Source organism: Cyanobium sp. Aljojuca 7A6, assembly GCF_024346455.1.
Lineage (GTDB): Bacteria > Cyanobacteriota > Cyanobacteriia > PCC-6307 > Cyanobiaceae > Cyanobium.
Window position 1 is genome coordinate 195,912 of record NZ_JAGQCY010000002.1, and the last position, 12,695, is coordinate 208,606.

Genomic DNA, 12,695 nt, shown 5'->3' on the forward strand with positions numbered 1-12,695 from the left:
GAACGCTGCGGCAACGGCAGACTGGTGTCGTCTCGCACGATGGACTTGGCTTCAGTGAGCCCTTTGCGGCGGTCCCTGTTTTCCCTGGTGCTGGCCCTGGGCTTGGTGCTGGCCGCTCCGGTCGCGGCCGTGCTGGCCCTGTCCACCGCCGACCTGCCGACCCGCCCACCGGTCGAGCATGTGCTTGATGGCGCCAAGGTGCTCAGCCGGGCCGGCAAAGCCGAAATTGAGCACCAACTGGAGGACTTCTCCGCCGAACGGGTCGACGCTCGCCTGATCACTCTCAGCCGTCTGGATTACGGCCTCGGCCTCAACAGCCTGGCCGAGCAGTTGCTGGAGCGCTGGTCGGCCGATCCCCCGGCTGGCAGCAGCCCGGATCCGCTGCTGCTGCTTCTGATCGATACCCAGACCCGTGCCACGGCCATTGCCGCCCAGGCCCCCCTCGACCGGCAGCTGCCCACCGAACTGCTTCAGAGCACGGCTGCCACCACCATGGCCCAACCGCTGCGCAGCGGCGATCGCTACCGACAGGCGGCTGTCGATGCCCTGCAACGGCTTGCCACCGTTCTCCAGGGCGGTGAAGATCCGGGAGAACCCGTCGTCGAGGAGAGCGCCGCCGTCGTCAGCAACATTCCCAGCCGCGAAGAGACCTCCAGCAGCAACGCCTTCACCTGGGTGATCGTCCTGCTGGTGGTGGGGACCGTGGTACCGATGCTGACCTGGTGGGTCTTCTCCCGTTGATCCCTCCGCGCCGTGCCTCCCCATGGGACTGACTGACTGGATGGGCACCTTCGGGCGGGCCCAATCCCTCGACCTGAGCTCCGATCTCGAGCGCGGCTATGAAGCCGCCCTGCTCATCCAGAGCATTGAGATGGAGCACTACAACGACCGCCCGGTGCGTCCAGAACTGGAGCTCAGGATTCCGCGGGCGATGCAGGCCCAGGTGCTGCGTCGCTTCCGGGCCGCCCTGCAGGTCTGCCGTCAGGCCAGGACGGTGCTGACCCCCTACCGACAGGAACTCTCGGGCCAGGAACTGCGCCAGTTCCAGCTGATCGACATGGTCACGGGTCGTTACGCCGTTGAACGGGAGGAGTTGCCGGCTCTCAGCCGCTCGCCGGAGATGCTGCCCCGCAGCCTGGTGAGCGTGGTTGATACCGTGCGGCGCCAGCTGGACCCGGAAGCGGAGGCGAGCGTGGTGGCCGGCTTCCGCCGCCGCCGCGATTCCACCCTGGTGTCCCTGCGCATCCTGCTGTTGTTGATTCTGGTGCCGGTGCTGGTGCAACAGGTCAGCCGCACCTATGTGGTGTCTCCCCTGGTGGATCGCTTCGCCCCCGACAACGCCTTCCTCACCTACCCGAAACCCCAGCTGGAGGAACGGGCGGTCGAGAAGTTGCGCGTCTACCAGGCGGAGATCGAGTTTGATGCCCTGCTGGAGGGCAAGCCGCTGCCAAGCCGCGAGGAGCTCCAGAAGGAGCTGTCCACGCGGGCCCAGATCCTCAAGGAGGAGGCCGATCAGGAAAGCACCCATGCCATCAAGAACGTCCTAGCGGACATCTCCGGTTTCATCGGCTTCGTGGTGATCGCCATCTTCGGTCGGCGTGATGTCCAGGTGCTGCGCGGCTTCATCGACGAACTTGTGTATGGCTTGAGCGACAGCGCCAAGGCCTTCGCCATCATTTTGTTCACTGATATCTTCGTGGGATTCCACAGTCCCGAAGGCTGGACCGTTCTGCTCGGTGGTATCGCTAACCATCTTGGACTGCCGGCCCGGGAAAACTTCGTGATGCTCTTCATCGCCACGTTCCCGGTGGTACTGGCCACGATCTTCAAGTACTGGATTTTCCGCTACCTCAACCGCGTTTCGCCGTCCTCGGTGGCCACCCTGCGCAACATGAACGGTGGCAGCTGAGTCCCCCTCCGAGGAACCTCGCCACCCACGCCTCATCCTCGTCAGCGGGCCCTCGCGGGGGGGCAAGAGCCGCTGGGCCGAGCATTTGGCCGCCCAGACCGGTCTGGCGGTTGTGTACCTGGCCACCGGGCCGACGCTGCCCGATGACCCGTCCTGGCAGGAGAGGCTGCAGCGCCATCGCCAGCGGCGCCCGCCCCAGTGGGGCTGCCGGGAGGTGGGTGGCGAACTCGCCGCCGCTCTCGCCGGTCTGGAATCGGGCCAGTTGGGCCTGGTGGACTCCCTCGGGACCTGGGTGGCCGCCCATCTGGACCTGGAGCCGGACGTCTGGACGAGACGCTGCGATGAGCTGATTGCGGCTGTTGACCGCTGCCAAACGCCCCTGGTGGTGGTCTGCGAGGAAACGGGATGGGGTGTGGTGCCAGCCACGGCGGCGGGATTCCGCTTCCGCGACCGGCTCGGGACGATGCAGCAGGAGCTTCAAGGCCGCAGCGAGGCGGCCTGGCTTGTCCTGCAGGGTCGCGCGATCGACCTGCTGGCCCTCAGCCAGCCTGTCCCCCCCTGCGGCTGAGGCCCGCTCCCCATGCCCCGCGTCGTTCTGTTCCAACCCCAGATTCCCCCGAACACGGGCAATGTGGCGCGGACCTGCGCCGCCACCGGCTCAGAGCTGCATCTGATCGAACCCCTCGGCTTCACGATCAGCGACCGCCACCTGCGCCGGGCTGGACTGGATTACTGGCCCTGGGTATCGCTGCAGTGCCACGCCGATCTGGCCTGTTTCCAGGCCGAACGGCAGCGGCGAGGCGGCCGCCTTGTGGCCCTCAGCAGCCAGGTGGACGCGGCCTACACCGATTTCAGCTTTCGTCCCGACGACTGGCTGCTGTTCGGACGCGAGTCGGACGGATTACCGAACGCCCTGCAGGCGTCGGCCGAGGCGCGGCTAACCATCCCCATGGCCCGCGCTGCCCGCCACGGGGAGGGGGGCGTCCGCAGCCTGAATCTCTCGGTGTCCGTTGGCATCGTGCTGTTCGAGGCCCTGCGCCAGCTGGAACCCGATGGGCGAACCGACGGCTGAGATCAGAGCGGGGCTGTCCTGCCGACCCGTCCGGGTTGTGCCTGAGGAACCTTGCCGCAGGAGGTTCATGGCGCTACTCTCTGCCGGACCCGCAGATGTTGGCTTCTCTGCTGGGTTTTGTCCGACGGATGTGAAATGCATGAAGCCTTTCCGCTTGATTCTTCCCTTTCTTCTCTCCACACCGGCCGTCGTGCCGCTCGTGGCCGTCTTTGCTGACGACGCCGCCAACACCACGTCCACCGAAACCCTCCTGGCCTCCCTGCCCACCTCCACTGACCGGGTCTGGGTCAAGGTGCGCCGTCCTGTGTCCATTGAGGAGCTCTCCACGGCCCTCAACCTTGATGAAAGCCGCCTGGCCCGTCTGAACGACGTCGACGAAGACCATCGCTTCAGCAATGGCGACTGGCTCGTGGTGCCGTCCCGCGGCAAGGAACGCCTCGGACGCATCGCCTCGCTGGACACCTCCGTCCAGCGCCAGTCCGCGCCGATGTCCACCCCTCCGCCGGTGGAGGACGACGGGATCGTGCGTCTCGGCGACACCCTGCTGAAGCTGGCTCAGCGCTACGGCCTCAGCGTGGCCGAGCTTGTCCGGCTGAATCCAGGCCTGGAAACCGCCCGCCTCGTGGTGGGCAGTCAGGTGCGCCTGGTCCAGTCGGCCCCTGGCCGTTCCCGCATGCTGCTGGGCCTGAAGCCAACGGTGAGCGGTGGCATCAGCTGGCCCGACATCCCGGATTTCGGTGACCCCCAGCCCCCGTTCAATGGCGGCACCAACGCACCTTCCACCACCTGGATCTGGCCCACCAAAGGGGTCTTCACCTCCGGCTTCGGCTGGCGATGGGGCCGGATGCACAAAGGCATCGACGTGGCCAACAACGTTGGAACTCCGATCATGGCCGCCAAGGAAGGTCAGGTCTCCTTCGCCGGCTGGCATGCGGGCGGCTACGGCTACCTCGTGGAGATCAACCACCCTGACGGCAGCCGCAGCTTGTACGCCCACAACAGCCGCCTGCTGGTGACCAAAGGTGAGATGGTCTCCCAGGGCCAGGTGATCAGCCAGATGGGCAGCACAGGCCGGAGCACCGGTCCCCACCTGCACTTTGAGATCCACCCCCCCGGCCGTGGAGCCGTCAACCCCCTGCAGGTGCTCCCGCCTCGGGCCTGATCTGCCATGGGGGCCGAGAAGGTGATCGTCTAGGATCACTTCGATTGGCTCGGTAGCTCAGCTGGTTAGAGCGTGGGATTCATAACCCCAAGGTCGGGAGTTCAAGTCTCCCCCGAGCCATTGTGGAGACGTCATTCCACATGATGCAAACATTTGAGGCCTGCATCCATGGGGATGCTGACTCAACAGTTTCAGGCCCCTGAGCCTTTGATCATTCCACCCATCAAAGGCTCTTCTTGCAGCTTCAGCGCATCTCGATGGCGTTGAGCCGTTCGCGGAAACTGCGGGCATTGGCGGCCTCCTGACTTTCTGCCGTTTCAATGGGAACCTGCACCGGAGTGATCACGGGCAGGGGGGCAGGAGCGGCGGCTTGGGGGGTCTGAATCGGACGACGGCTGCGGCCGTAGCCCCCAGCCTGGGAGCGGTTCTGAAGGGCGCGGGTGAGACTTTTGCTGCGGTTGGCGGCGCCAACGGTCTCGCCATCCTTGGGACGGATCAGGGGGTTGCCTTTGAGTTCGGAGCGCAGCTGATTGATCAGGCGGAAATGACCAGTGGTGTTGTACTTACGCAGAACGGTTGGATCCCAACCCATGACGGATTCATGTCTAGCTTTTCAACCATCGTAGGACCAGGCTCGTTGGGGGCAGCATGGGGGTTAACCCCCTACCCAGGACAGCCGCACCATGACCAGCTCCGGCAGGCTCGTCGGCCTACAGGCCCCCGACTTTCGCGCCACCGCCGTGGTGGAGCAGGAGTTCCGCGAGCTGTCGCTGCGCGACTACCGCGGCAGACATGTGGTGCTGTTCTTCTACCCCCTCAATTTCACCTTCGTCTGTCCTACGGAGATCACCGCCTTCAGCGATCGCCACGCAGACTTCGCCCGCCTCGCCACCGACATCCTGGCCGTTTCCGTCGACAGCCCCTTCAGCCATCTGGCCTGGGTGCAGACCGAGCGCAAGAGCGGTGGCCTGGGGGATGTGGCCTACCCGCTGATTTCGGACCTTAACAAGGAGATCTCCAGGGCTTACCAGGTGCTGGATGAAGCGGCTGGCACTGCCCTGAGGGGACTGTTCCTGATCGATCCCGACGGCATGATCCGGCACAGCACCATCAACGACCTGGCCGTCGGCCGCAGCGTCGATGAAACCCTGAGGGTGCTGCAGGCCTTCCAACTGGTGCGGAACCACCCGGGCCAGGTCTGCCCCGCCGACTGGACCCCGGGAGCGCGCACCCTGGCGCCAGACCCCCAGGGCAGCAGGGATTTTTTCGCCGCGCTGGAGTGACGCCTCAGCCCAGCAACGAGGCCAGCAGGCGGCGGCCGTCCAGCCCGCCGGTGACGGGATCGCAGGCCCGCTCCGGGTGGGGCATCAGGCCGAGCACATGGCCCGCCGGGTTCGTCAGACCGGCCACATCCCCTCGCGAGCCATTCGGGTTGGCGACATAGCGCAGCACGACACAGCCCTGATCCTCGAGGCGCTGCAGCTCCTCCGGCTCCACCTGGTAGCGCCCTTCCCCGTGGGCGATGGGCAGGCTGATCCGCTCGCCGCCGCCGTAGGCACCCAGCCAGCGGCAGGCTCCCGGCCGTACCTCCAGCTCGCTGCTCTGGCAGAGGAAGTGCAGGTCCCGGTTACGGGTCAGGGCGCCCGGGAGCAGGCCCATTTCCGTGAGGACCTGGAAACCGTTGCAGATGCCGAGCACCGGACCGCCGCGGTCGGCGAACGTGCGCACTTCCTCCAGCACCGGGGCGAAACGGGCGATGGCGCCGCAGCGCAGGTAGTCGCCGTAGCTGAAGCCCCCCGGGAGCACAACGGCGTCCAGGCCGGAAAGGTCCCGTTCCTCATGCCAGAGGAAGCGCACAGGGATGTCCAGACAGCCCTCCAGGGCCCAGGCCACGTCCCGGTCACAGTTGGATCCAGGAAACACAACAATGCCAACGGTCATCGGTTTGCTCCCCTCAGCCCGCTTCCGCCAGATCCAGGGACCAATCCTCGATCACCGGATTGGCCAGCAGACGGTCACTGAGCAATTCGAGTCGGGCCTGGGCGGTGGCCCGATCCGGCGCCTCCAGATCCAGTTCGATCGCCTTGCCGATCCGCAGCCGCTTCACGCCCTCCACCCCGAGACGGGCAGCGGCGGCCCGGGTGGCTTCGCCAGCGGGATCCAGGACGGAGGGTCGCAGGGAGACCTGAACGCGGGCGTTGAAGAGCGGCACCGGAGGCACGGACGTTTGTTAAATCTTGGCAGCACGCCCCACCAGCGTCCCGCTGGCTGACCAGGCTGGAAATGGTCCTCCGTACCACTTGGCCGTGGTGCCTTCCCTGCGAAGGTTTCTGCTGGATTCACTGGGCCATCGCTTGCTGGCCTGGGTCATGGGTCTCTCCCTGGCTTGCGCCGCCCTGCAAGCCCATTCCCTGCCGGGGCTGGTCGCGTTGCAGTGCCGCCTGGCGGATGGTCCCTGGCAGGACTGCCACATGCAGGTGGAGGAGCTGGGCCTGCACTGGTTCCTGCTGGTGGGGGGTGAGCGGATCGAATTCCGCCACGATGGCCGGGGCAAGGTGACGATGCTGAAGCCCTCCGGCGGCTGGCAGCCGGTGAACAGCCGCTGGGTGGAAAACAAGGATCTCTGTTGGGATGGGGTCTGCGCCAGGGGGGACATCCCCCTCGACTGACCTGGTCTGTCGCTGCTCAGAGCTGATCGAGGGCCAGGCGCAGGGGCCCGGCGGCTCCGGCGGTGGCCAGGACCACCAGCTCCAGTCCATCGGCGTTCTGCTCGCCGGGGTCAGCGGCGGCCTCATCGCCTGGGGGGGAAGACGCGCGCTCCTCGTACCAGCACTCGAGACGACGGCCCACCCCCTGGATCTGCAACGGCAGCTTCTTGCCGGCCTGGCGCAACCGGCCCTTGAGTCGCACCACCGGATGGGCGATCAGGAGTTGCTGCAGCTCCGTTTCCAGGGCGGCCCGCTGCCAGCGCCCGGAGCGACGCAGCAGCAGGGATTCCATCGCCACGTGGGCGTGGTCGTGGTGATCGTGGTCGTGGTCGTGATCGTCGTGGTGGTGATCGCCCTCCTCCCTGCCAGGCCCATCCAGCACCAGGGATGGATCGAGCTGGCCCCGGGCCATCGGCAGCACCACGGTGCCGGGGCGCAGGCCCGCAGCCAGGCTGGCCTTCACCTGCTCGAAAGCCTCCGGCTGCAGCCGGTCGGCACGGCTGACCAGCACAAGATCGGCGGCACCGAGCTGATCGGCGAACAGCTCCTCGATGGCGCTGATGTGGTCGAGGCTGGGATCGGCCTGGCGCTGGGCTTCCACGGCGGCGGCATCACCCACCACATGGCCGGCAGCCAGGGCTTCGCCGTCCACCACCGTCACCACCCCATGCACACGTGTGCGGCTGCGGATCTCCGGCCAGCCGAAGGCGGCCACCAGGGGTTCGGGCAGGGCCAGGCCACTGGTTTCCACCACGATGCCGTCGAGACGGTCGGCGCGCTCCAGCAGGCGGGTCATGGTGGGCAGGAACTCGTCCTGCACCGTGCAGCAGAGGCAGCCATTGGCGAGTTCCACCAGGCGGCCCTCGAGCTCATCGTCCGGACAGAAGCCGCAGGCGGCGATCAGGTCGCCGTCGATACCCACCTCGCCGAACTCATTGACCAGCACGGCCAGGCGAAGACCGCTCTCCAGCAGCAGGTGGCGCAGCAGGGTGGTCTTACCGGCCCCCAGAAATCCGGTCACTACCGTGACCGGAAGACGTCTTGAGGGGGTGGCCATCATCAGAGAAGAGGCAAAGGCAAGCACCAGAACCTAGGGGAGTTGCGGCCACCCCGATGCAGGGCCAGCGGGGCGTCAGCGGCAGCCAAGGCTTTCGCTGGTCGTCACGCCGGTGACGGGGTGGCGGCCGGACGCGCGGGCACAGAGGGCTTTTTGCTCAGGCATATCGAGCACGGCGTCGCTGAAATCAGCCCCTTCGATCTGGGCATCCCGAAAGCGGCTCTGCATCAGCATGGCGTTGCGGAACTGGGTCCCGCGCAGGTCAGCACCGTCGAAGCGGGTGGCGAACGCCACCACGTCCTCAAGATCGGCGCCGCGCAGATCCGCCTGGCGCAGATCGGTGGCATTGAACACGGCCCCACGCAGATCGGCATCCCGCAGGTCAAAGCCCTCCATGGAGGCCTTGAGGAATTCCTGTTGCTGCAGATTGCGCCCCCGCAGATCCGGATCGAGATCCTGGAAGGAACGCTGGGCCCGCAGCTCCGGGGCGGTGATCGCCAGCGCCGGTCCCACCGGCAGCGCGGCCCAGAGCATCACCAGGGTCAGAAGGGCACCCAGCAGGCCGCAGGCCCTGCGGGCGATCGCGGCAAAGGACTGAAAGCTGGGGGCCATGCCACACCGGTACGCTGCCGGTTCAAGCTATGGCAGACGCAGCCCGTCATGAGCATGTCCCTGCGGGTGGTGGTCCCCCCCCATCCCCTGATCGGCCACTGGCTCACCCTGCTGCGTGATGGCGCCACCCCCTCGCCCCTGTTTGCCACGGCGATGGCGGAACTGGGCCGCTGGCTCACCTATGAATCCCTGCGCGATTGGCTGCCCCATCGCCGGGTGACGGTCGAGACGCCCCTTGGCCGCAGCGAAGGCCAGGTGGTGGATCCGGAGATCCCCCTGCTGGTGATCCCGGTGCTGCGGGGGGGGCTCGGCCTGTGGCAGGGGGCCCAGACGGTGTTGCCTTCAGCCCAGCTGGCCCACGTGGGCATCGAGCCCTGCGGGCCTGAGCACCAGCCCCACTGGTTCCTGGATGATCTGCCCGCCACCATCGATCCCCGCAGCGGCGTGCTGGTGTTCCTGCCCTGCCTGGCCAGCGGATCCATCCTGGTGGCGCTGCTGGACCGGCTCCAGGGTCTTGGTGTGGAAGGCCAGCGGCTACGGGTGATCACTCCCCTGGCGGCCAGCCCCGGTCTCAAAGTCGTGGGGGAGCGCCACAGCCAGCTCACCATCTACTGCGCTGGCATTGACCCTGAAGTGGACAATCGGCATCGCATCGTGCCCGGCTTCGGGGAGGTGAGTGAGCGGCTGTATGGGATCGCTTCCGCCACTGCCTAGGCTGGGTTCCCCTTCCGAGCTCACTGACGGGTGCAGGTTCATGGCTGATTCCAGGGAGCAATCGTCCGCCGGTGGGCTCGTGCTGCTGGCGGGAGCCGCCGGTGTGGTGGTGGGAGCTGCAGGCCTGGCGGTCTGGCTGCTGCGCCGCGCCGAACGGCGGCACCTTGTCCAGCGCCAGCTGCGGATGCTGCGGCTCTCCCGGTTGGCGGAGGCCAGCGGCGAGCCGCCGGTGGGTCGTGACCAGCTGCATGACCGCGTCCAGAAACTCAACCAGGCGATTGACGAGGTGCGCCGTCAGCTGGAGCAGCTGCAGCCCCAGCCCTGAGGGCGCAGGCCCCTCGGTAAGTTGCTGCAGAACCGATCCTCCCCGGCCATGCTGCGCTCCGACGCCATCACCAAGGGCCTCCAACGCTCCCCCAACCGGGCCATGCTCCGGGCCGTGGGATTCGGGGACGATGACTTCGGCAAGCCGATCGTGGCGATCGCCAACGCGTACAGCACGATCACGCCCTGCAACATCGGCCTCAACGACCTGGCCCGGCGGGCCGAGCAGGCCTTCCGCGGCGCTGGAGCGATGCCGCAGATGTTCGGCACCATCACCGTCAGCGATGGCATCTCGATGGGGACCGAGGGGATGAAGTATTCACTCGTATCGCGCGAGGTGATTGCCGACTCGATCGAGACCGCCTGCAACGCCCAGAGCATGGATGGCCTGCTGGCCATCGGCGGTTGCGACAAGAACATGCCCGGCGCCATGCTTGCCATGGCCCGCATGAACATCCCGGCCATCTTCGTGTACGGAGGCACGATCAAACCGGGGAAACTGGGGCCCTGCGATCTCACCGTGGTGAGCGCCTTTGAGGCGGTGGGGCAGTATTCCGGTGGGCGGATTGGTGAGGCAGAGCTGCTGGCGATCGAAAAGAACGCCTGTCCGGGCGCCGGCAGCTGCGGCGGCATGTTCACCGCCAACACGATGAGCTCAGCCTTCGAAGCCTTCGGCCTCAGCCTGCCCTACAGCTCCACGATGGCGGCGGAAGATCCGGAGAAGGCGGACAGCGCCGCCCGCTCGGCCGAGGTGCTGGTGCAGGCGATCGCGGCTGACATCCGGCCGCGGGATCTGCTCACCCGGGAGGCCTTCGAGAACGCCATCAGCGTCATCATGGCGGTGGGCGGCTCCACCAATTCGGTGCTGCATCTGCTGGCCATCGCCCGTACGGCCGGTGTGCCTCTCTGCATCGACGATTTCGAGACGATCCGCCAGCGGGTTCCGGTGATCTGTGATCTCAAGCCCAGCGGACGCTTCGTGACCGTGGATCTGCACCGGGCCGGCGGCATTCCCCAGGTGATGAAGCTGCTCCTGGATGCCGGGCTGCTGCACGGCGACTGCCGCACCATCGAGGGGCGCACCCTCGCCGAGGTGCTGGCTGCTGTGCCCTCCGAGCCCCCGGCCGATCAGGAGGTGATCCGGCCCCTCTCCAACCCCCTCTACGCCCAGGGGCACCTGGCGATCCTGCGGGGCAACCTGGCGGAAGAGGGCAGCGTGGCCAAGATCAGCGGCGTCAAGAATCCGGTGATCACAGGCCCTGCGCGGGTGTTCGAGAGCGAGGAGGCTGCCCTGGCGGCCATCCTCGAGAAGCGCATCAGTGCCGGCGATGTGGTGGTGATCCGCTACGAGGGTCCCGTGGGCGGCCCTGGCATGCGCGAAATGCTGGCCCCCACCGCGGCGATCATCGGCGAAGGGCTGGGCGATTCGGTGGCCCTGATCACCGATGGTCGCTTTTCTGGCGGCACCTACGGCATGGTGGTGGGCCACGTGGCCCCGGAAGCCGCCGTGGGCGGCACCATTGCTCTGGTGCAGGAAGGTGACAGCATCACGGTGGACGCCAAGCAACGCCTGATCCAGCTCAATGTGACGCCCGACGAGCTGGCGCAACGCCGCAGCGCCTGGACGAAGCCCGAACCCCGCTATCGGACCGGGGTGCTCGGCAAGTACGCCCGCCAGGTGAGCAGCAGCAGCCTGGGGGCGGTGACCGACCAACCCAGCGAATGATCGACCGACAGATCGGGTGCCATCAAGCCTCGGTTCAGCCCGGTTTCAGAATCGTGCAACTCGCACAGCCTGATGCAGACCTGCACTGCCGGCGCCGGCAGCGCGCTGCTGATCACAGCAGGGTGAATCGCTGTCCAGCCCTTGATTCATCTCTCGTAGGTGAGTCAAGGCTGACATCTTTGGCAGCACTCAGTTCGTGAAAATGGGCCTAGATCTGTTGGGTAGTAGCGATGAACCCATGCGAAGCCATTCGACACCAGGTCCTTTTCTGCGGCCTGTGAGGGTCACGATCACCATCCCATACAACGCCTATCAGGCCCTGATTGAGCGCAGCAACCACCAGGGACGTTCGCTCTCCAATCTTGCTGCCTACTTGCTGGAAACGTCGCTGCAGGCCATCCACCCCGTGGAGTACAGCCAGAGCCGTACTGAAGCCATCGACGGCTTCCAGCGTCGCGCCTGAGAGCGTCGCTCCCGGCGGCTACTCCGGCCGGGATTCCCGCAGCAGCTGGGACGGTTTGACGTGAAAGCGCTGCTGAAAATCCACGCTGAATAACCCGAGGGAGCGGTAGCCGCATTCCGTGGCAATGCTCCCCACCGAATCACTCGGTTGGGGATTTTCCAGCCGTCTCCTGGCCAGGTCGAGACGATGATTCTTGATCCACTGGCTGGCACTGCAGCCCATCCGTTCGGCGAAGGCATACTGCAGAGCCCGACGTGAATAATGACTCCTGGACTCCAGGACTGTCAATGTCAGGGGACTACCGAGATTCTGCTTGATGTAGTCGATCAACTCATCAAAGGCGTCACGCCCCTGCCGCTGGCGATGCCTGAGGCGATCCAGGGAGTTCTCTTCGCGCAGATCCGGCAGAAGCATGGCCGCCATCAACCGATGGATCTGGTCATCGATCTGCAGAGAATCAAGCAACCCCCGTCCATACCCGGAGAGTTGTCCGGCCATGTCCATTGTCTGCCTAAGGGCGGACAGGAGCGAAGGGGAGGCCGGATCCGCGGGCGGGCTCCAGCCGTGTGCCTGGGACAGGATCTCTTCCCAGCCAGCAGGCTGTTGGTGATACCCCCCCATGCTCAGCGCCACATGGAGGAGCTGTTCATCGGACAGGGTGAAAGCCACAGCAGAGGACAGAGAACTTTCCATCGAACATGGTGCCTTGGCCATCAACAGGCAGCAGCCGATGCCACAACGCCAGGTGCGGGAGGCCTGCCGCAGGCGCTGCTCGCCTCCGTAGCCAAGCACGGCGATGCGATCGCGGCGATCGCTGAACGTCACTCGCATGGGCTTGGCCGTCCAGGCGGTGGCCACCATGTTGCCGAGAGGAACATTGGTGCCGCAAAACCACCAGGATGGTGCAGGTTCAAGCGGCAGCAGCGCGATCAGTGGCAACGCCTCCTG

17 protein-coding genes and 1 tRNA gene are annotated in these 12,695 nt (G+C 66.3%); 12 read left to right on the forward strand and 6 right to left on the reverse strand.

Features of this window, described 5'->3' with window-relative positions:
- Nucleotides 1–54: 54 nt before the first annotated feature.
- The 6 genes from psb32 to KBY95_RS02770 all read left to right on the forward strand — a co-directional run bounded on the left by psb32 (nt 55) and on the right by KBY95_RS02770 (nt 4,263).
- Nucleotides 55–741: a photosystem II repair protein Psb32 gene (gene psb32 / locus KBY95_RS02745; protein WP_254963138.1), complete on the forward strand. Its 687-nt coding sequence runs from the start codon at nt 55–57 to the stop codon at nt 739–741.
- A gap of 22 nt (nt 742–763) precedes the next feature.
- Nucleotides 764–1,909, forward strand: coding sequence for a proton extrusion protein PcxA (gene pxcA / locus KBY95_RS02750; protein WP_254963139.1), 1,146 nt, complete (start codon nt 764–766; stop codon nt 1,907–1,909).
- Nucleotides 1,899–2,477 (forward strand): bifunctional adenosylcobinamide kinase/adenosylcobinamide-phosphate guanylyltransferase, encoded by a 579-nt coding sequence (locus KBY95_RS02755; protein ID WP_254963140.1) that lies wholly within the window; start codon nt 1,899–1,901, stop codon nt 2,475–2,477. The genes pxcA and KBY95_RS02755 overlap by 11 nt, the downstream gene beginning before the upstream one ends.
- Before the next feature lie 12 nt (nt 2,478–2,489).
- Nucleotides 2,490–2,981 carry a tRNA (cytidine(34)-2'-O)-methyltransferase gene (locus tag KBY95_RS02760; RefSeq protein WP_254963141.1) on the forward strand — a complete coding sequence of 164 codons (492 nt, stop codon included), beginning with the start codon at nt 2,490–2,492 and terminating at the stop codon, nt 2,979–2,981.
- Nucleotides 2,982–3,120: 139 nt separating this feature from the next.
- Entirely contained in the window at nt 3,121–4,143 is a 1,023-nt protein-coding gene (locus KBY95_RS02765) for a M23 family metallopeptidase (protein WP_254963142.1), read from the forward strand.
- A gap of 46 nt (nt 4,144–4,189) precedes the next feature.
- A tRNA-Met gene (locus KBY95_RS02770) sits at nt 4,190–4,263 on the forward strand.
- Between the two features lie 124 nt (nt 4,264–4,387).
- On the opposite strand, the gene KBY95_RS02775 is transcribed toward KBY95_RS02770, so the two are convergent.
- Nucleotides 4,388–4,735: a hypothetical protein gene (locus KBY95_RS02775; protein WP_254963143.1), complete on the reverse strand. Its 348-nt coding sequence runs from the start codon at nt 4,733–4,735 to the stop codon at nt 4,388–4,390.
- Nucleotides 4,736–4,826: 91 nt separating this feature from the next.
- Here KBY95_RS02775 and KBY95_RS02780 point away from each other — a divergent pair, with 91 nt between their 5' ends.
- Complete coding sequence (locus tag KBY95_RS02780) at nt 4,827–5,426, forward strand: peroxiredoxin (RefSeq protein WP_254963144.1); 600 nt, start codon at nt 4,827–4,829, stop codon at nt 5,424–5,426.
- A 4-nt stretch (nt 5,427–5,430) separates the two neighbouring features.
- Here the strand turns inward: KBY95_RS02780 and purQ are convergent, their stop codons facing one another.
- Both purQ and purS read right to left on the reverse strand, forming a co-directional pair.
- Nucleotides 5,431–6,084, reverse strand: a complete 654-nt coding sequence (purQ, locus tag KBY95_RS02785) for a phosphoribosylformylglycinamidine synthase subunit PurQ (protein WP_254963145.1) — start codon at nt 6,082–6,084, stop codon at nt 5,431–5,433.
- A gap of 13 nt (nt 6,085–6,097) precedes the next feature.
- Complete coding sequence (purS, locus tag KBY95_RS02790) at nt 6,098–6,355, reverse strand: phosphoribosylformylglycinamidine synthase subunit PurS (protein ID WP_094584545.1); 258 nt, start codon at nt 6,353–6,355, stop codon at nt 6,098–6,100.
- A gap of 157 nt (nt 6,356–6,512) precedes the next feature.
- Here purS and KBY95_RS02795 point away from each other — a divergent pair, with 157 nt between their 5' ends.
- Nucleotides 6,513–6,812, forward strand: a complete 300-nt coding sequence (locus KBY95_RS02795) for a hypothetical protein (RefSeq protein WP_254963146.1) — start codon at nt 6,513–6,515, stop codon at nt 6,810–6,812.
- 16 nt (nt 6,813–6,828) lie between these two features.
- On the opposite strand, the gene cobW is transcribed toward KBY95_RS02795, so the two are convergent.
- Both cobW and KBY95_RS02805 read right to left on the reverse strand, forming a co-directional pair.
- Nucleotides 6,829–7,911, reverse strand: coding sequence for a cobalamin biosynthesis protein CobW (gene cobW / locus KBY95_RS02800; protein WP_254963148.1), 1,083 nt, complete (start codon nt 7,909–7,911; stop codon nt 6,829–6,831).
- Nucleotides 7,912–7,983: 72 nt separating this feature from the next.
- Nucleotides 7,984–8,520 (reverse strand): pentapeptide repeat-containing protein, encoded by a 537-nt coding sequence (locus KBY95_RS02805; RefSeq protein WP_396094862.1) that lies wholly within the window; start codon nt 8,518–8,520, stop codon nt 7,984–7,986.
- A gap of 48 nt (nt 8,521–8,568) precedes the next feature.
- Between KBY95_RS02805 and upp the strand changes: the two genes are divergently transcribed.
- The 4 genes from upp (at nt 8,569) to KBY95_RS02825 (ending at nt 11,747) form a co-directional block, all read left to right on the forward strand.
- Nucleotides 8,569–9,234: a uracil phosphoribosyltransferase gene (gene upp / locus KBY95_RS02810; protein ID WP_254963150.1), complete on the forward strand. Its 666-nt coding sequence runs from the start codon at nt 8,569–8,571 to the stop codon at nt 9,232–9,234.
- Between the two features lie 40 nt (nt 9,235–9,274).
- Nucleotides 9,275–9,559 carry a hypothetical protein gene (locus tag KBY95_RS02815; RefSeq protein WP_254963152.1) on the forward strand — a complete coding sequence of 95 codons (285 nt, stop codon included), beginning with the start codon at nt 9,275–9,277 and terminating at the stop codon, nt 9,557–9,559.
- Nucleotides 9,560–9,607: 48 nt separating this feature from the next.
- On the forward strand, nt 9,608–11,284 hold the full coding sequence (ilvD, locus tag KBY95_RS02820; protein ID WP_254963154.1) for a dihydroxy-acid dehydratase: 1,677 nt from the start codon (nt 9,608–9,610) through the stop codon (nt 11,282–11,284).
- A gap of 277 nt (nt 11,285–11,561) precedes the next feature.
- Complete coding sequence (locus KBY95_RS02825; protein WP_254963156.1) at nt 11,562–11,747, forward strand: ribbon-helix-helix domain-containing protein; 186 nt, start codon at nt 11,562–11,564, stop codon at nt 11,745–11,747.
- A gap of 18 nt (nt 11,748–11,765) precedes the next feature.
- Here the strand turns inward: KBY95_RS02825 and KBY95_RS02830 are convergent, their stop codons facing one another.
- Nucleotides 11,766–12,578 carry an AraC family transcriptional regulator gene (locus KBY95_RS02830; protein WP_254963158.1) on the reverse strand — a complete coding sequence of 271 codons (813 nt, stop codon included), beginning with the start codon at nt 12,576–12,578 and terminating at the stop codon, nt 11,766–11,768.
- Nucleotides 12,579–12,695 lie beyond the last annotated feature (117 nt).